At 62.7% G+C, this 17,182-nt stretch carries 12 protein-coding genes; 8 read left to right on the top strand and 4 right to left on the bottom strand.

Going from position 1 to position 17,182, the window contains the following annotated elements:
• Positions 1-79: 79 nt before the first annotated feature.
• The 4 genes from gltB (at position 80) to CAY82_RS02055 (ending at position 7,816) form a co-directional block, all read left to right on the top strand.
• A complete protein-coding gene (gltB, locus tag CAY82_RS02070) occupies positions 80-4,525 on the top strand; it encodes a glutamate synthase large subunit (protein WP_087499726.1) in 4,446 nt (1,481 codons plus the stop codon).
• Positions 4,526-4,631: 106 nt separating this feature from the next.
• Entirely contained in the window at positions 4,632-6,050 is a 1,419-nt protein-coding gene (locus tag CAY82_RS02065) for an FAD-dependent oxidoreductase (protein WP_013974599.1), read from the top strand.
• Positions 6,051-6,287: 237 nt separating this feature from the next.
• Positions 6,288-7,352, top strand: a complete 1,065-nt coding sequence (hemE, locus tag CAY82_RS02060; protein WP_025340953.1) for a uroporphyrinogen decarboxylase — start codon at positions 6,288-6,290, stop codon at positions 7,350-7,352.
• Positions 7,353-7,468: 116 nt separating this feature from the next.
• A complete protein-coding gene (locus CAY82_RS02055; RefSeq protein WP_087499725.1) occupies positions 7,469-7,816 on the top strand; it encodes a YgiW/YdeI family stress tolerance OB fold protein in 348 nt (115 codons plus the stop codon).
• 100 nt (positions 7,817-7,916) lie between these two features.
• On the opposite strand, the gene CAY82_RS02050 is transcribed toward CAY82_RS02055, so the two are convergent.
• Positions 7,917-9,104, bottom strand: coding sequence for an MFS transporter (locus tag CAY82_RS02050; RefSeq protein ID WP_256576215.1), 1,188 nt, complete (start codon positions 9,102-9,104; stop codon positions 7,917-7,919).
• A 165-nt stretch (positions 9,105-9,269) separates the two neighbouring features.
• Between CAY82_RS02050 and CAY82_RS02045 the strand changes: the two genes are divergently transcribed.
• The 4 genes from CAY82_RS02045 (at position 9,270) to CAY82_RS02030 (ending at position 11,745) form a co-directional block, all read left to right on the top strand.
• Positions 9,270-10,169: a LysR family transcriptional regulator gene (locus CAY82_RS02045; protein ID WP_087499723.1), complete on the top strand. Its 900-nt coding sequence runs from the start codon at positions 9,270-9,272 to the stop codon at positions 10,167-10,169.
• Positions 10,170-10,245: 76 nt separating this feature from the next.
• Positions 10,246-11,019 (top strand): ParA family protein, encoded by a 774-nt coding sequence (locus tag CAY82_RS02040; protein WP_087499722.1) that lies wholly within the window; start codon positions 10,246-10,248, stop codon positions 11,017-11,019.
• Between the two features lie 71 nt (positions 11,020-11,090).
• A complete protein-coding gene (locus CAY82_RS02035; protein WP_087499721.1) occupies positions 11,091-11,399 on the top strand; it encodes a type II toxin-antitoxin system HigB family toxin in 309 nt (102 codons plus the stop codon).
• Positions 11,389-11,745 carry a type II toxin-antitoxin system HigA family antitoxin gene (locus CAY82_RS02030; protein WP_087499720.1) on the top strand — a complete coding sequence of 119 codons (357 nt, stop codon included), beginning with the start codon at positions 11,389-11,391 and terminating at the stop codon, positions 11,743-11,745. The genes CAY82_RS02035 and CAY82_RS02030 overlap by 11 nt, the downstream gene beginning before the upstream one ends.
• 3 nt (positions 11,746-11,748) lie before the next feature.
• On the opposite strand, the gene trxC is transcribed toward CAY82_RS02030, so the two are convergent.
• The 3 genes from trxC to mscK all read right to left on the bottom strand — a co-directional run bounded on the left by trxC (position 11,749) and on the right by mscK (position 17,147).
• A complete protein-coding gene (gene trxC / locus CAY82_RS02025) occupies positions 11,749-12,183 on the bottom strand; it encodes a thioredoxin TrxC (protein ID WP_013974593.1) in 435 nt (144 codons plus the stop codon).
• A 76-nt stretch (positions 12,184-12,259) separates the two neighbouring features.
• Complete coding sequence (selO, locus tag CAY82_RS02020; protein WP_087499719.1) at positions 12,260-13,720, bottom strand: protein adenylyltransferase SelO; 1,461 nt, start codon at positions 13,718-13,720, stop codon at positions 12,260-12,262.
• A 118-nt stretch (positions 13,721-13,838) separates the two neighbouring features.
• Positions 13,839-17,147, bottom strand: a complete 3,309-nt coding sequence (mscK, locus tag CAY82_RS02015; protein WP_087499718.1) for a mechanosensitive channel MscK — start codon at positions 17,145-17,147, stop codon at positions 13,839-13,841.
• Positions 17,148-17,182 lie beyond the last annotated feature (35 nt).

Genomic DNA, 17,182 nt, shown 5'->3' with positions numbered 1-17,182 from the left:
TTGATCGGCGTGGATGGTAAGTGGTTGTTAAAAAAGAGATTTACCTCCGTTGAGAGGTGAACCTGGTGAGAATGTGTCTATGAAAACAGGTCTGTACCATCCCGAAGAATTCAAGGACAACTGTGGTTTTGGCCTGATCGCCCATATGACGGGCGAACCGAGCCACCACCTTCTGCAAACCGCCATGCAAGCCCTGACTTGCATGACCCACCGCGGCGGCATCAACGCCGACGGCAAGACCGGTGACGGTTGCGGTCTGCTCATGCAGAAGCCCGATCAATTCCTGCGTGCCGTGGCCCAGGAGCACTTCGCTGTCGAGCTGCCCAAGCAGTACGCCGTCGGCATGGTTTTCTTCAACCAGGACCCGGTCAAAGCCGAAGCCGCTCGCGCCAACATGGACCGCGAAATCCTCGCTGCCGGCCTGAATCTGGTCGGCTGGCGCAAGGTGCCGATCGACACCAGCGTGCTCGGCCGCCTGGCCCTGGAGCGCCTGCCGCAGATCGAGCAGGTATTCATCGGTGGTGAAGGCCTGAGCGATCAGGAATTCGCCATCAAGCTGTTCAGTGCCCGTCGTCGTTCATCCGTGGCCAACGCCCACGACGCCGACCACTACATCTGCAGCTTCTCGCACAAGACCATCATCTACAAAGGCCTGATGATGCCGCGCGATCTCGCGGCCTTCTACCCGGACCTGGGTGACGAGCGCCTGCAAACCGCTATCTGCGTGTTCCACCAGCGTTTCTCCACCAACACCTTGCCGAAATGGCCGCTGGCGCAGCCGTTCCGCTTCCTTGCCCACAACGGCGAGATCAACACCATCACCGGCAACCGCAACTGGGCCATGGCCCGTCGCACCAAGTTCGCCAACGACCTGATCCCCGACCTCGAAGAGCTCGGCCCGCTGGTCAACCGGGTCGGCTCCGACTCCTCGAGTATGGACAACATGCTCGAGCTGATGGTCACGGGTGGCATCGACCTGTTCCGTGGCGTGCGCATGCTGGTACCGCCAGCCTGGCAGAACGTCGAGACCATGGACGCCGACCTGCGCGCCTTCTACGAATACAACTCCATGCACATGGAGCCGTGGGATGGCCCGGCCGGTATCGTCATGACCGAAGGCCGTCACGCGGTGTGCCTGCTCGACCGTAACGGCCTGCGCCCGGCGCGCTGGGTGACCACCAAGAACGGCTACATCACCCTGGCGTCGGAAATCGGCGTTTGGGACTACAAGCCCGAGGACGTCATCGCCAAGGGCCGCGTTGGCCCGGGCCAGATCTTCGCTGTGGACACTGAAACCGGCCAGATTCTCGACACCGACGCCATCGACAACCGCCTGAAGTCGCGCCACCCCTACAAGCGCTGGCTGCGTCAGCACGCCACGCGCATCCAGGCGACGCTGACCGACGATCAGGGCGTGGCCAGCTACGACGCTGACCAGCTCAAGCAATACATGAAGATGTTCCAGGTTACCTTCGAAGAGCGTGACCAGGTGCTGCGCCCGCTGGGTGAGCAGGGCCAGGAAGCGGTCGGTTCGATGGGTGACGACACGCCGATGGCCGTGCTGTCGCAGCGCGTGCGTTCGCCGTACGACTTCTTCCGCCAGCAGTTCGCCCAGGTGACCAACCCGCCGATCGACCCGCTGCGCGAAGCGATCGTGATGTCCCTGGAAATCTGCCTGGGCGCCGAGCGCAACATCTTCCAGGAGTCCCCAGAGCACGCTTCGCGGGTCATCCTCAGCTCGCCGGTCATCTCGCCCGCCAAATGGCGTTCGCTGATGAACCTGGAGCGCGAAGGCTTCGACCGCCAGTTGATCGACCTCAACTATGAAGAGAGCGTCGGCCTGGAAGCGGCCATCCGCAACATCGCCGACCAGGCTGAAGAAGCCGTACGCGCCGGCAAGACCCAGCTGGTGCTGAGCGACCGCTACATCGCCCCGGGCAAGCTGCCGGTGCACGCCTCGCTGGCCGTGGGTGCGGTGCACCACCGCCTGACCGAACAGGGCCTGCGTTGCGACAGCAACATCCTGGTGGAAACCGCCACCGCCCGCGACCCGCACCACTTCGCCGTGCTGCTGGGCTTCGGTGCCTCGGCCGTTTACCCGTACCTGGCCTATGAAGTGCTGGCCGACCTGATCCGTACCGGCGAAGTGCTGGGTGACCTGGACGAAGTCTTCAAGTACTACCGCAAAGGCATCTCCAAAGGCCTGCTGAAGATCCTGTCGAAGATGGGTATCTCAACCATCGCCTCGTACCGTGGCGCGCAGCTGTTCGAAGCCATCGGGCTGTCCGAGGAAGTGGTCGGCCTGAGTTTCAAGGGCGTTTCCAGCCGTATCAAGGGTGCGCGTTTCGCAGACCTGGAAAGCGACCAGAAGCTGCTGGCAGCCGAAGCCTGGAGCGCGCGCAAGCCGATCCAGCAAGGTGGCCTGCTGAAGTTCGTCCACGGTGGCGAATACCACGCCTACAACCCGGACGTGGTCAACACCTTGCAGGCTGCCGTGCAGCAGGGTGACTACGCCAAGTTCAAGGAATACACCACGCTGGTCGACCAGCGTCCGGTGTCGATGATCCGCGACCTGCTGAAGGTGAAAGTGGCCGATCAGCCGCTGCCGCTGGAGCAGGTCGAGCCTCTGGAGGCAATCCTCAAGCGTTTCGACTCTGCCGGTATCTCGCTGGGTGCGCTGTCGCCAGAGGCCCACGAAGCGCTGGCCGAGGCGATGAACCGCCTGGGCGCGCGCTCCAACTCCGGTGAGGGCGGTGAAGACCCGTCGCGCTACGGCACCATCAAAAGCTCGAAGATCAAGCAGGTGGCCACCGGCCGCTTTGGCGTGACCCCGGAGTACCTGGTCAACGCCGAAGTGCTGCAGATCAAGGTTGCCCAGGGCGCCAAGCCCGGTGAGGGCGGCCAGCTGCCAGGCGGCAAGGTCAACGGCCTGATCGCCAAGCTGCGCTACGCGGTACCGGGCGTGACACTGATCTCGCCACCGCCGCACCACGACATCTACTCGATCGAAGACCTGGCCCAGCTGATCTACGACCTCAAGCAGGTCAACCCGCAGGCCCTGGTTTCGGTCAAGCTGGTCGCTGAAGCCGGCGTCGGCACCATCGCCGCCGGTGTGGCCAAGGCCTATGCCGACCTGATCACCATCTCGGGCTACGACGGTGGTACCGGTGCTTCGCCACTGACCTCGATCAAGTACGCCGGCGCCCCGTGGGAGTTGGGCCTGGCCGAGACCCACCAGACCCTGCGCGGCAACGACCTGCGCGGCAAGGTACGGGTGCAGACCGACGGCGGCCTGAAGACTGGTCTGGACGTGATCAAGGCGGCCATCCTCGGCGCCGAAAGCTTCGGCTTCGGTACCGCGCCGATGATCGCCCTGGGCTGCAAGTACCTGCGCATCTGCCATCTGAACAACTGCGCCACAGGCGTGGCCACCCAGAACGACAAGCTGCGCAAAGACCACTACATCGGCACCGTCGACATGGTGATCAACTTCTTCACCTTCGTCGCCGAAGAGACCCGTGAGTGGCTGGCCAAACTGGGTGTGCGCAGCCTCGGTGAGCTGATCGGCCGTACCGACCTGCTCGACGTACTGCCAGGCGACACCGAGCGCCAGCAGTACCTGGACCTGTCGCCGCTGCTGGGCAGCTCGCACATCCCGGCTGACAAGCCGCAGTTCTGCGAAGTCGACAGGAACCCGCCGTTCGACCAGGGCGAGCTGGCCGAGAAGATGGTGGAAATGGCCATGCCGGCCATCCGCGACCTGGCCGGTGGCGAGTTCAGCCTCGATATCTGCAACTGCGACCGTTCCATCGGTGCGCGCGTGTCGGGCGAGATCGCCCGCCTGCACGGCAACCAAGGCATGGCCGAGGCTCCGATCACCTTCCGCTTCAAAGGTACTGCGGGCCAGAGCTTCGGTGTGTGGAACGCCGGTGGCCTGAACCTGCACCTGGAAGGCGACGCAAACGACTACGTCGGCAAGGGCATGACCGGTGGCAAGGTCACCATCGTGCCGCCGGCCGGCAGCCCGTTCGAAACGCAGCACAGCGCCATCGTCGGCAACACCTGCCTGTACGGCGCCACCGGCGGCAAGCTGTTCGCTGCCGGTACTGCTGGCGAGCGCTTCGCTGTACGCAACTCCGGCGCCCACGCTGTTGTCGAGGGCACTGGCGATCACTGCTGTGAATACATGACCGGCGGCTTTGTCTGCGTGCTGGGCAAGACCGGTTACAACTTCGGTTCTGGCATGACTGGCGGCTTCGCCTACGTGCTCGACATGGACAATACCTTCGTCGACAAGCTCAACCATGAGCTGGTGGAAATCCAGCGTATCAGTGGTGAAGCGATGGAGGCCTACCGCAGCCACCTGGCGCGGGTCCTTGCCGAGTACGTGGAAGAGACCGGCAGCGAGTGGGGGCGTGAGCTCTCGGAGAACCTGGACGACTATGTGCGGCGCTTCTGGCTGGTCAAGCCGAAGGCAGCCAACCTCAAGCAACTGCTGTCCAGCACCCGTGCCAACCCGCAGTAACAACAGCTGCAAGTGACGGCCCCGTACGCGGGGCCTGTCGTGCTCAAGTGATCGTCTTGCAGCTTGCAGCCTGAGGCTGGCAACTGCGGTAAAGAGGTTTTGAAAAATGGCTGAACGTCTGAACAACGACTTCCAGTTCATCGAAGTGGGCCGCAAGGACCCGAAGAAAAAGCTGCTGCGCCAGCGCAAGAAGGAGTTCGTGGAAATCTACGAGCCGTTCAAGCCGCAGCAGTCCGTGGAGCAGGCGCACCGCTGCCTGGGCTGCGGTAACCCGTATTGCGAGTGGAAGTGCCCGGTACACAACTTCATCCCCAATTGGTTGAAGCTGGTCTCCGAAGGCAACATCCTGGCCGCGGCGGAGCTGTCGCACCAGACCAACACCCTGCCGGAAGTGTGCGGCCGCGTATGCCCGCAGGACCGCCTGTGCGAGGGTGCCTGCACCCTGAACGACGGCTTCGGCGCGGTTACCATCGGCTCGGTGGAGAAGTACATCACCGACACCGCCTTCGCCATGGGCTGGCGCCCGGACATGTCCAAGGTCAAGCCAACCGGCAAGCGCGTCGCCATCATCGGCGCCGGCCCAGCCGGCCTGGGCTGTGCCGACGTGCTGGTACGTGCCGGCGTGACCCCGGTGGTGTTCGACCGCAACCCGGAAATCGGCGGCCTGCTGACCTTCGGTATTCCCGAGTTCAAGCTGGAAAAGACCGTGCTCAGCAACCGCCGAGAAGTGTTCACCGGCATGGGCATCGAGTTCCGCCTGAACACCGAGGTGGGCAAGGACGTGACCATGGAGCAACTGCTCGCCGAGTACGACGCAGTGTTCATGGGCATGGGTACCTACACTTACATGAAGGGCGGCTTCCCGGGCGAGGACCTGCCGGGCGTGCATGACGCGCTGGACTTCCTGATCGCCAACGTCAACCGCAACCTGGGCTTCGAGAAGTCGCCGGAAGACTTCGTCGACATGCAGGGCAAGAAGGTGGTGGTGCTGGGCGGTGGTGACACTGCAATGGACTGCAACCGCACCTCGATCCGCCAGGGCGCCAAGTCGGTGACCTGCGCCTATCGCCGTGACGAGGCCAACATGCCGGGTTCGCGTCGCGAGGTGAAGAACGCCAAGGAAGAGGGCGTGAAGTTCCTCTACAACCGCCAGCCTATCGCCATTGTCGGCGAGGACAAGGTCGAAGGCGTGAAAGTGGTCGAGACCCGTCTTGGCGAACCGGATGCCCGTGGCCGTCGCAGCCCCGAACCGATCCCGGGGTCCGAAGAGATCCTGCCGGCCGATGCCGTGGTCATCGCCTTCGGCTTCCGCCCAAGCCCGGCGCCGTGGTTCGAGCAGCATGGCATCCAGCTGGACAGCCAGGGCCGCGTTGTGGCCCCTGAGAAGGGCAAGTTCAAGCACCAGACCAGCAACCCGAAAGTGTTTGCCGGTGGCGACATGGTGCGCGGGTCGGACCTGGTGGTGACGGCTATCTTCGAAGGACGTACTGCTGCTGAGGGTATCCTGGACTACTTGGAAGTCTGATTGATTATCGGGGCCGCTTCGCGGCCCTTTCGCGACACAAGGCCGCTCCCACAGGGAAATGCATTCCTCATGTGGGAGCGGCCTTGCGTCGCGATAGGCTGCAAAGCAGCCCCAACGGCATTTTTGTATACAAAAATCCTTGATCCATGGCATCCAATAGACAAAACGCATGGCCTTGACCGTGCCTTTTGCGCTGGCGTCTGAGAAAATGCCCGCACTATTTTTCCGGATGCCGACATGACTGCCCTGAAGAACGATCGTTTCCTGCGTGCACTGCTCAAGCAACCCGTAGACGTCACCCCGGTGTGGATGATGCGCCAGGCCGGCCGCTACCTGCCGGAGTACCGCGCCAGCCGCGCCAAGGCCGGTGACTTCATGAGCCTGTGCATGAACCCGCAGTTCGCCTGCGAGGTGACCCTGCAGCCGCTGGACCGCTACCCTCTGGACGCGGCGATCCTGTTCTCGGACATCCTCACCATCCCCGACGCGATGGGCCTGGGCCTGTACTTCGAAAGCGGCGAAGGCCCGCGTTTCAAGAAGGTCATCAGCACCCCGGCCGACATCGAAGCGCTGCCAATCCCCGACCCGCAGAAAGACCTTGGCTACGTGATGGACGCGGTCAGCACCATCCGCCGTGAACTGAACGGCCGCGTGCCGCTGATCGGCTTCTCCGGCAGCCCGTGGACCCTGGCCACCTACATGGTCGAAGGCGGCTCGTCGAAGGACTTCCGCAAGACCAAGGCCATGGCCTACGACAACCCGCAGGCCCTGCACCTGCTGCTGGACAAGCTGGCCCAGTCGGTCACCAGCTACCTCAACGGCCAGATCCTTGCCGGCGCCCAGGCCGTGCAGATTTTCGACACCTGGGGTGGTAACCTGTCGGCGGCGGCTTACCAGGAGTTCTCCCTGGCCTATATGCGCAAGATCGTCAGCGGCCTGATCCGCGAGCACGAGGGGCGCAAGGTGCCGGTGATCCTGTTCACCAAGAACGGCGGCCTGTGGCTGGAAAGCATCGCCGAAGCCGGTGCCGACGCGCTGGGCCTGGACTGGACCTGCGAGATCGGCGATGCCCGCCGCCGCGTGGGTGACAAGGTGGCGCTGCAGGGCAACATGGACCCGACCGTGCTGTATGCCAAGCCCGAGGCCATCCGCAAGGAAGTGGCGCGCATTCTGGCCAGCTATGGCCACGGCACAGGCCATGTATTCAACCTGGGCCACGGCATCACCCCGGAAGTCGACCCGGAGCACGCTGGCGTGTTCATCAACGCCGTGCATGAGCTGTCGGCGCAGTACCATCAGTGAATTGACCGCTGAGTACGCAAGCCCGGCCATGTGCCGGGCTTTTTGTTGCATTAAGTTTTAATTCAGCGATCGTCGTTAATCTGGTCCCATCGAAACCGAAACAGGACCTGATTCTCATGAAAACACGTTATCTTGCGTTCATCCTCGCTCCCTTGTTCAGCACTGCGGCCCTGGCTGCCGGTTATACCGGCCCCGGCGCCCAGTCGGTTACCACCGTAGTTGCGGCCAACGATGCTGCCGACGACACCCCAGTGGTGCTGCAGGGCTTTGTGACCAAGAAGATCAACAACGACGACAAGTACGAATTCAAGGACAACACCGGCACCATCACCGTGGAAATCGATGATGAAGACCTGCCGCCGACGCCGTTCAACGACAAGACCAAGGTCAAGCTGACCGGTGAGGTGGAGAAGCACCTGATGAGCCGGGAAGTGGATGTGGATAGGGTCGAGCTCATCAACTGAGCCACTGGCCTCTTCACGGGTGAACCCGCTCCCACCGGTACAGCGCTACCCTCAGATGTAGCGAGGTCCCTGTGGGAGCGGGTTTACCCGCGAATGGGCCTCAAGCAGTTTTCGGTGGCAGCCTGCTCAGGTGCAACGCCACCAGCAACGCCACCACCAGCAGGCTGCCAATGAACAGCCCGATGCCATTCCAGCCCCACTGGTGCCAGAACACCCCGCCCGCCGTACCGGCCACACTCGACCCGGCGTAATAGCTGAACAGGTACAGCGACGACGCCTGTCCCTTGGCCTTCAAAGCCCTGCGGCCGATCCAGCTGCTGGCCACCGAGTGCGCACCGAAGAAGCCAAAGGTGAACACCAGCATCCCAACGATCACCATCACCAACGGGCTGGCCAGGGTCATCAGCAAGCCGCCCGCCATCACCACGATACTGGCCCAGAACACCTTGCGCCGACCCAGCTTGTCGGCCAGCGCGCCGACCTGCGCCGAACTGTAGATGCCCGACAGGTACACCACCGACAGCAAGCCGACCAGCGCCTGGTTCATGTGGTAGGGCTCGGCCAGCAGGCGGTAGCCGATGTAGTTGAACAGGGTGACGAAGGCGCCCATCAGCAGGAAGGCTTCGAGGAACAGCCAGGGCAGGCCGGCATCCCTGAAGTGCATGACGAAGCCATCCAGCAGGCTGCGTGGGTTCATCGTCTGTGGGCGGAAATTGCGCGATTCGGGCAGCACCTTCCAGAACACCAGCGCCGCCACCAGGGCCAGGCCGCCAATGGTCAGCATCGCCGTGTGCCAGCTGACGAAGTCGATCAGTACGCCGGTGATCAGGCGCCCGCTCATGCCGCCAATGGCATTGCCGCCGATGTACAGGCCCATGGCCAGGCCGATGTGCTGCGGGTGGATCTCTTCGCTCAGGTAGGTCATCGCCACCGCCGCCAGGCCGCTCAGCGACAGGCCGACCAGGGCGCGGGAGGCCAGTACCAGCTCCCAGCTCGGCATCACAGCGCTGGCCAGGGTGGAAAGGGCGGCGCAGACCAGGGCAAACACCATCACCGGCTTGCGCCCGATGCGGTCGGAGATTGGCCCGGTGATCAGCAGGCCGAACGCCAGCATGGCTGTGGAGACCGACAGCACCAGGCTGCTCTGCGCCGCATTGATGGCAAATTCCTTCGACAGCAACGGCATCATCGGCTGTACGCAGTACAGCAGGGCGAAGGTGGCGAAGCCGCCGCTGAATAACGCCAGCACAGTCTTCATGAAGGCGGGTGTGCCTTTTTCGATCCACATTTCGCTCAGCGGGGCAGGCTCTGGCTCGGCAGGAAGGGGAGCTACAGCAGTTTTCACGGGCGGGTACCTCTGGCGCAATGAAAAAAGCATATAGCTGGCTAATGATTAGATCCAATATATTGTTCGACCTATTTAAGATGTTTTACGACCTGTTCGGAGCCGATCATGGAACTGCGCCATTTGCGTTACTTCATCGCCGTGGCCGAAGAGCTGCACTTTGGCCGCGCCGCCCAGCAGCTGGGCATTTCGCAGCCACCCTTGAGTCAGCAGATCCAGGCGCTGGAGCAGGAACTGGGGGCCCGGCTGTTCGAGCGTACCAACCGTCGGGTCGAGCTGAGCGAGGCGGGGCGGTTGTTCCTCGAGGAAGCCCGCCAGGTACTGGCGCAGGTGGAAAAGGCCGCCGATGTCGCCCGGCGTGCGCAGTTGGGGGAGCTGGGGGAGATGAAGATCGGCTTTACCTCCTCGGCACCGTTCACCTCGAAGATTCCCAAGGCCATCCACGCGTTTCGCCAGCGCTTCCCGGCGGTGCACCTGAACCTCAAGGAAATGAGCAGTCGCGACGTTGCAGAAGGGGTGTTCGACGAGTCCATCGAGGTCGGGCTGATGCGGCCGATGCCGCTGCCAGAAGGGTTGGTGACCACCGAACTGTTTCGCGAGCCGCTGGTGGCGGTGATCAATGCCTCGCATCCATTGGCCGAAGGCACGGAGCACGGCGTGTACATGGCCGCCCTGGCCAATGAGCCGTTCGTGTTCTTCCCGCGCAGCTATGGCAGCGGGTTGCACGCGCAGTTGCTGAGCCTGGCGCGCCAGGCGGGTTTCAGCCCGCATTTTGCCCAGGAGGCGGGGGAGGCGATGACCATCATCGGCCTGGTATCGGCAGGGCTTGGGGTGTCGGTGTTGCCGGCGTCGTTCCAGCGTATGCGCATCGAGGGGGTGGTTTATCGCACCCTGATGGATGAAGGGGCGATGTCGGCGGTGTGGCTGGTACAGCGTGAGCGTGGGGCTTCGGCGATGGCCAAGGCATTCGCCGAGCTATTGACGGGGCAGGTGGTCGGCCAAGGGTAATGCGGGTCAAATGGCACTGGTCATTGCCGCAGCCGCACCACATACTCGGGCATTCGTTGATACACGGAGGTCTATCATGCGGCGCGTGGTGTTCAATCAGAAAGGTGGTGTGGGCAAGTCGAGCATCGCTTGCAACCTGGCGGCGGTGAGCGCCAGCGAAGGTTATCGGACCTTGCTGATCGACCTGGATGCCCAGGCCAACTCGACCCAGTATCTGACTGGCCTGACCGGCGAGGATATCCCTATGGGCATCGCCGATTTCTTCAAGCAAAGCCTGTCCAGCGGGCCGTTCAGCAAGAAGAACCAGGTCGATATCTACGAAACCCCGTTCGACAACCTGCACGTAGTCACCGCCACGGCCGAGCTGGCCGATCTGCAGCCGAAGCTTGAGGCGAAGCACAAGATCAACAAGCTGCGTAAGTTGCTCGACGAACTGGACGAGGACTACGAGCGCATTTACATCGATACCCCGCCAGCGCTTAACTTCTATGCGGTTTCCGCACTGATCGCCGCCGATCGCGTGCTGATTCCTTTCGACTGCGACAGCTTCTCGCGCCAGGCCCTGTATGGCCTGCTAGCCGAGATCGAAGAACTCAAGGACGACCACAACGAAGACCTGGTGGTCGAAGGCATCGTGGTCAACCAGTTCCAGTCCCGCGCCAGCCTGCCACAGCAGATGCTCGACGAGCTGCTGGCCGAAGGGCTGCCGGTGCTACCGGTGTACCTGGGCAGTTCGGTGAAGATGCGTGAGTCGCACCATGCCAGCCTGCCGCTGATTCACCTGGAGCCCAGGCACAAGCTGACCCAGCAGTTTGTCGAGTTGCACGATTTGCTCGAACGCTGCGAGTGAGCGTTATTTCTTGTCGCTTGCAGGAAGGGTGACTACCGCTCATAATCTCCCAAAACGGGAGATATGCTTGGATGCGCGTCATTGCCAAAAGCACCTTGGTGAAGTTCTGGGGTTTGCCCGGACATGAGGATGCCAAAGCCCCCTTGGAAAGCTGGCACGACATGGCCATCAAAGCCATCTGGCGAACGCCGCAGGATGTAAAGGATCAGATTGGCAGCGCCAGCATATGTGGCAACAACCGCGTGGTCTTCAACATCGGGGGTAACAAGTACCGGCTTGTAGTCGAGATGCAGTATCGAGCCGGTATTGCCTGGGTGAAGTTCGTCGGTACGCATAAGCGATATGACGAGATTGACGTGGAGACAATCTGTGAATATTAAGCCAATCCGCAACGATGATGATTTGCGAGCAGCATTCCAGCGGCTTGAAAGCATTTTTCAGGCTGAAGCGGGAACGCCAGAAGCCGATGAAATGGAAGTGCTTGTGACACTGATCGAGGTGTACGAGAACAAGCACTACCCCATCCACCCGGCTAACCCCATCGAGGCCATCAAGTTCTGCATGGATCAGCAGGGGCTCACACCGCGTGATCTAGAACCCTTCATTGGTCCAAGCGGGAGAGTCTCGGAAGTCTTGAATGGAAAGCGTGGATTGAGCCTTTCCATGATCAAGCGCCTGCATGATGGCCTTCGCATCCCCTATGAGTCGCTGCTGGCGAGTGCTTGAGAACTAAACCCCCTGGCTACGCAACCACTCCAGCAACGACTGGAGTGGAAACGCCCCAGCCTGACGGCTGACTTCACGGCCGTTCTTGAACAGCAGCAGACTGGGAATCGAGCGGATGCCCAGTTGCCCGGCCAGGTTGCGGTTGGCTTCGCTGTCGAGCTTGGCCAGGCGGCAGCGACCGGCCAGCTGGCGGGCGGCCTGTTCGAAGGTGGGGGCGAAGGACTTGCACGGGCCGCACCAGTCGGCCCAGATGTCGACCAGCAGTGGCAGGTCGCCTTTGATCTGGCTGGCGTAACTGGCTTCGGTGAGTTCGAAGGGGGTGCTGAGCAGCACGTCCTGTTTGCAGCGGCCGCATTTCGGCGCGTCGCCCAGGCGCTCGGCGGGCAGGCGGTTGAGGCCGTTGCAGTGAGGGCAGGGAATTACCAGTGGTTCGGACATGTTGTTTCCTTGAGATTTTGGGGCTGCTTTGCAGCCCATCGCGACACAAGGCCGCTCCCACAGGGTTCGGCGTCAATCAGGAAGAGCAGCTGATTTCCAGATGCTTGCCCCATTCCGGCGGGCGCTCGGCGTAGGCTTGCATCGCGGTCTGTTCTTCAAACGGGCGGCTCAGCACCTGATGCAGCCGACGCACTTCACTGTAATCCCCCGCTTCGGCCGCTTCGATGGCTTTCTGTGCCAGGTAGTTGCGCAGCACGTACAGCGGGTTCACCGCATGCATGCGCTCACGCCGCCCTTCGGCATTATCCGCTTCGCGCTCGCAGCGGGCCAGGTAGTCCGCCCCCCAGGCATCGAAACCGGCCAGGTCGATGAAGTCGTCACGCACCACCTTCAGCGCCTCGGCCACGGGCTGATCGCCCAGCTTGCGGAAGAACAGGTTGTAGTCCACACCACCGCTCTGCATGCGCTGCAGCAGGCGCTCGACCAACGCCATGTCGTCCTCTTCCGCGGTGGTCAGACCCAGGCGCCGGCGCATCAGGTCCAGGTAGTGTGCCTGGTACAGCGGCAGGAACAGGGCCAGCGCTTCCTTGAGTGGTTCGACTTCGATCACTGTGGTCAGCGCCTGGGCCAGTGCACTGAGGTTCCAGTGGGCGATCGGTACCTGGTTGGCGTAGCTGTAGCGGCCACGGTCGTCGGAGTGGTTGCAGATGAAGTTGGCGTCGAAGTCATCGAGGAAGGCGTATGGGCCGAAGTCGAAGGTGATGCCGAGGATCGACATGTTGTCGGTGTTCATCACCCCGTGGCAGAAACCATAGGCCTGCCACAGGGCGGTCAGTTCGGCATTGCGTTCGACGATGGTGCGGAACATGGCCAGGTACGGCTGCTCGGCATCACGGCATTCGGGGTAGTGCTGCTCCAGCACGTGGTCGATCAGTACCCGCTGCTGCTCGGGCTGTCTGGTGTAGTAGAAATACTCGAAATGGCCGAAGCGCACGTGGCTCTGCGCCAGACGGGTCAGCATGGCGGCACTTTCGCGGGTTTCGCGCCACACCGGGGTGCTGGAGCCGATCACGCACAGTGCCCGGCTGGTGGGGATGCCGAGGGCATGCAGGGCTTCGGAGGCGAGGAATTCGCGGATCGACGAGCGCAGCACGGCGCGGCCGTCGCCCATGCGTGAGTATGGGGTCTGGCCGGCACCCTTGAGGTGCAGGTCCCAGTGTTCGCCGGCATCGTTGAGTACTTCGGCCAGCAGCAGGCCACGGCCATCGCCCAGGCGTGGGTTGTAGGAGCCGAACTGGTGGCCGGAATAGACCATCGCCCGTGGGTCGGCCTCTTCCCACAGCTTGTGGCCGCTGAACAGTTCGGCGAAAACCGGTAGCTCGGCCTGGGCAGGGTCGAGATCGAGCAGGGCCATGGCCGACTCGCTCGCTACCACCAGGCGTGGTTCTGCGATGGGTTCGGGCAGGACCTGGGTGGAGAACGCATCGCCCAGGCGGGCGAAGCGGTTGTCGAAGGTGAGTTGGTCGAGGGCTTTCACGGGGCCGGCTCCAGAAATTGATGGACTGGGGCCGCTTTGCGGCCCTTCGCGGGCAAGCCTGCGAACGAGGGCGAAGCCCTAGCAGGGATTCTGCACAGAATAAAGTATTAGAGCCCTCTCAGGCCGAAGCAGTGCCATCCGGTTTCGGCTGTTCCACCGGAATCAGCTGCTGTTTGCCGCCCTTCGGATCCATCAGGAACACCTCGACCTGGCGCACCGAGATCTTGATGTTGTGCGCCTTGAACTCGCGGTTGATGTAGCGGTTGATCTCGTCCAGCGTCGGGTTGCGGTCGCCCAGGTCCCGCACGTGCATACGCAGCTCGTGGTCCAGCGAGCTCTCGCCGAAGTTGAGGAAGTACACGATCGGCTCCGGGTCCTTGAGCACGCGCGGGTTTTCGTGGGCACCCTTGAGCAGCAGGTCGCGCACCAGGTCCAGGTCGGAGCCATAGTCGATGCCCAGCTTCAGCGTTACCCGGGTGACCGTGTCGGTCAGTGACCAGTTGATCAACTGGCCGGTGATGAAGGTCTTGTTGGGGACGATGATGTCCTTGCGGTCGAAGTCGGTAATGGTGGTGGCGCGGATGCGGATCTTGCTCACCGTGCCCGACAGGTTGCCGATGGTGATGGTGTCGCCGATGCGCACCGGGCGTTCGAACAGGATCATGATGCCGGAGATGAAGTTGGCGAAGATTTCCTGCATGCCGAAGCCCAGGCCCACCGACAGCGCGGCCACCAGCCATTGCAGCTTGTCCCAGCTGACCCCCAGGGTCGACAGGGTGCTGACGATGCCAATACCGACGATGGTGTATGACAACAGCGTGGTGGTGGCGTAGGCGCTGCCCTGGGCCAGGTTCAGGCGTGACAGCACCAGCACTTCCAGCAGGCCCGGCAAGTTGCCGGCCAGGGCAAAAGTGATGCCGACGATCACCAGTGCGCCCAGCAGGTCACCGAGACTGATCGGCACCATGCTGGCGGCGGCGCCGGTGCCGCTGGTGTACTCATAGAGGACGAAGTTGTTGAGGTAGGCGAACACCGAGATCAGGTCAGACCACACCCAGTACAGGCCGGCGATGAAACCGCCAAGCAGGGCCAGGCGGATCAGGCGCAGCGACTGCTGGTTGACCTGTTCGATGTCCAGCGTTGGCTCTTCGGTGATGACTTCGCCATCCAGCCCTTCCTTGGCCGCCGCCCGCTTGCTCAGCGCGCGCTGGTAGGCCAGGCGCCGTGCCGCTACCGACAGGCCACGCACGAACGCGGCTTCGATTACCAGCCAGAACAGCAGCAGATACAAGGTGTAGATCAGCCGGTCGGTAAGTTTCAGCGCGGTGTAGTAGTAGCCGAAGCACACGGCCACGAACAGGGCAATGGGCAGGGCGGTGAAGGCCACGCCCACGGCCTTGCGGAACAGCGAGGTGTCGCGGTGCGCCGGGCTGCTGAGCAGCAGGCGGCTGAGCAGCCAGGCCATCAGTGCGTAGCAGGTCAGTACCACGCCGATACCCAGCACATCATCGGCCAGCGCCGAAGGCTGATGTTCGGCCACCGCTACCACGCCGACCAGTGCCAGTACCACGGTGCCCAGACGGCGCACCCAGCCGCGCAGGAACTCGACCTGCGGCTTGTGCCAACGGAAGTGGATTTCCGCCACGCCACCCGGGGCAAGGATACGGTAGGCGGTATAGAACACCAGCCAGGCCTGGGCCAGTTGCCAGAGGGCGGCGCCGAGGTTGGCATTCTGCCCGCGGGCGTCGATCTGCAGGGCGTAGCTGCACAGGGCCAGGCCCAGGCTGACCGGCATCGCCAGCAGGATGTTGATGAGGATCGCCTGGGGGGTGTGCCACTGGCTGTCACGGCGGAAGTGGCCGATGTCCTGGTGTACCTTGCCCAGCCGCTGGTACAGGTACTTGCGCCGCCACAGCAGGGCGCCGATCACCAACAGCAGTGGCAGGAACAGCAACGGGCGTTGGCTCAGGCCGTCGGCCAGTTCCTTCAGGCCCGAGCCCCACGGCAGGTTGGCCACCTGGTCGGCCAGGCGCTCTGGCACATAGCGCAGCCAGTCCCAGTCCAGCGGCTTGTTGCTAGGGATCCAGAACATCTGTTCGTCGAGGGTGGTGCGCAGGCTCTGGGCAGTGCCCAGCAGCTGTTTCTGGTTGAGCTGCAGGGTGATCGATTCGTTCAGCAGCGCCGACAGCTCGCGGTTCAGCCGCTCCAGCAGGTCGCTGCGGGTAATCGCCACTTCCAGCAGAGCCTTGCGCAACTGGGGCGTCACCTCTTCCTGCGGCTGGGCTGCCAGCAGTTTGTCGACATAGGTGACCGGGCTGCTCATCTGCTCGCGTTGCTGGTTGACCTCGAACTGGTAAAGGCGGGTGTCGGCGATCTGGTCGGCCAGGTCGCGGTCGACCTTGAGGTGTGGCAGGGTCTGCTTCTGCTTGTAGAGGATCTTTGACAGCAGCAGGCTGCCCTTGAGTACGTTGATCTGCTCGTCCAGCGCCTGATCGGCCTGGGTCAGGCTGTCCAGCTGCTGCTTGGTGCGCAGGTTCTGCTGGGTCAGTTCGTTGAGGCGGTCGGTGCTTTTCAGCAGATAGTCGGAGAGCTTGAGGTTGACCGCGCTTTCGGTGGCCAGCAGGCTGCTGCCGCCGGCTTTCTGGGCCTCGATCGACTGCTGGGTGACCGCTTCCTGGGACTGGGCCAGGCGCTTGTCGTTGATCAGGGTCTGCAGGTCCTGGATTTCCTGCTCCAGGCGCGCGGCGCGCTCGATCAGCAGGTCGTGGCGGGCGTTGCCCAAGTCTTGCAGCAGGCTGTTGCCGGCCAGCTCCTGGCGGCGCAGCAGGGTCAGCGCGTTGAGTGAGGCCAGTTCGGCATTGAGCTGGTTACGCTGGTCGGTGTTGATCGGTTTGCTGGCATCTTTGCCGGTCTTGAGGATGTTGTTGATCTGCTGGGTGCGCGCCTGGCTGTTGCTGATTTCGGCTTGGGCGCGTTCCGGGCGGGTCTGCGAGTTGATGATCAGGCTGTTGGCTTCGGACAGCGCCTTCTGCAGCTCGCCCTGCTGGGTGCTGCGTTCGCTGAGCATCTGTTCCAGTTGCGGCACGGTGAGTGTGGCGTAACGCTGGGCTACCGGCTGTGGCTTGCTTTCCTTGAGCCTGGCCAGTTCGCGCTGGCTGTCGCTGGTTTCCTTCGGTGCGCTGGTCAACTGCTGCTTCAGCGCGGCGAGTTTCTTCTCGTTGTCTTCCTTGCTGGTGAGCAGGCTGAGGGTTTGCTCCAGCACCTGTTGCAGGGCTTTCTGCTCAGCCTCGGGCAGCTTGCGCTCGGCGATCTTGTCGAGGCTGTTCTGGATGCTGGCGGTGGTCGGGGCTTCTGCCGCGGTAGCTGCAAAAGAGAGAGACAGGCACAGCCCGAGCAGGGCTGTGCGGAGGTACACGCGCAGGGACATAGGCAGACTACTTGTGGATCCGGCAGAAACGAAGT

This window comes from Pseudomonas sp. SID14000 (assembly GCF_002165135.1).
GTDB lineage: Bacteria > Pseudomonadota > Gammaproteobacteria > Pseudomonadales > Pseudomonadaceae > Aquipseudomonas.
Note: the sequence above shows the minus strand (reverse complement) of the source record. Positions and strands in the feature narration are given on the sequence as shown.

Coding starts and splice junctions, on each gene's coding strand:
- mscK (WP_087499718.1), bottom strand. CDS start 17,147: ATGTCCCTGCGCGTGTACCTCCGCACAGCCCTGCTCGGGCTGTGCCTG.
- gltB (WP_087499726.1), top strand. CDS start 80: ATGAAAACAGGTCTGTACCATCCCGAAGAATTCAAGGACAACTGTGGT.
- CAY82_RS02050 (WP_256576215.1), bottom strand. CDS start 9,104: ATGTGGATCGAAAAAGGCACACCCGCCTTCATGAAGACTGTGCTGGCG.
- CAY82_RS02045 (WP_087499723.1), top strand. CDS start 9,270: ATGGAACTGCGCCATTTGCGTTACTTCATCGCCGTGGCCGAAGAGCTG.
- CAY82_RS02065 (WP_013974599.1), top strand. CDS start 4,632: ATGGCTGAACGTCTGAACAACGACTTCCAGTTCATCGAAGTGGGCCGC.
- trxC (WP_013974593.1), bottom strand. CDS start 12,183: ATGTCCGAACCACTGGTAATTCCCTGCCCTCACTGCAACGGCCTCAAC.
- hemE (WP_025340953.1), top strand. CDS start 6,288: ATGACTGCCCTGAAGAACGATCGTTTCCTGCGTGCACTGCTCAAGCAA.
- CAY82_RS02055 (WP_087499725.1), top strand. CDS start 7,469: ATGAAAACACGTTATCTTGCGTTCATCCTCGCTCCCTTGTTCAGCACT.
- CAY82_RS02040 (WP_087499722.1), top strand. CDS start 10,246: ATGCGGCGCGTGGTGTTCAATCAGAAAGGTGGTGTGGGCAAGTCGAGC.
- CAY82_RS02035 (WP_087499721.1), top strand. CDS start 11,091: ATGCGCGTCATTGCCAAAAGCACCTTGGTGAAGTTCTGGGGTTTGCCC.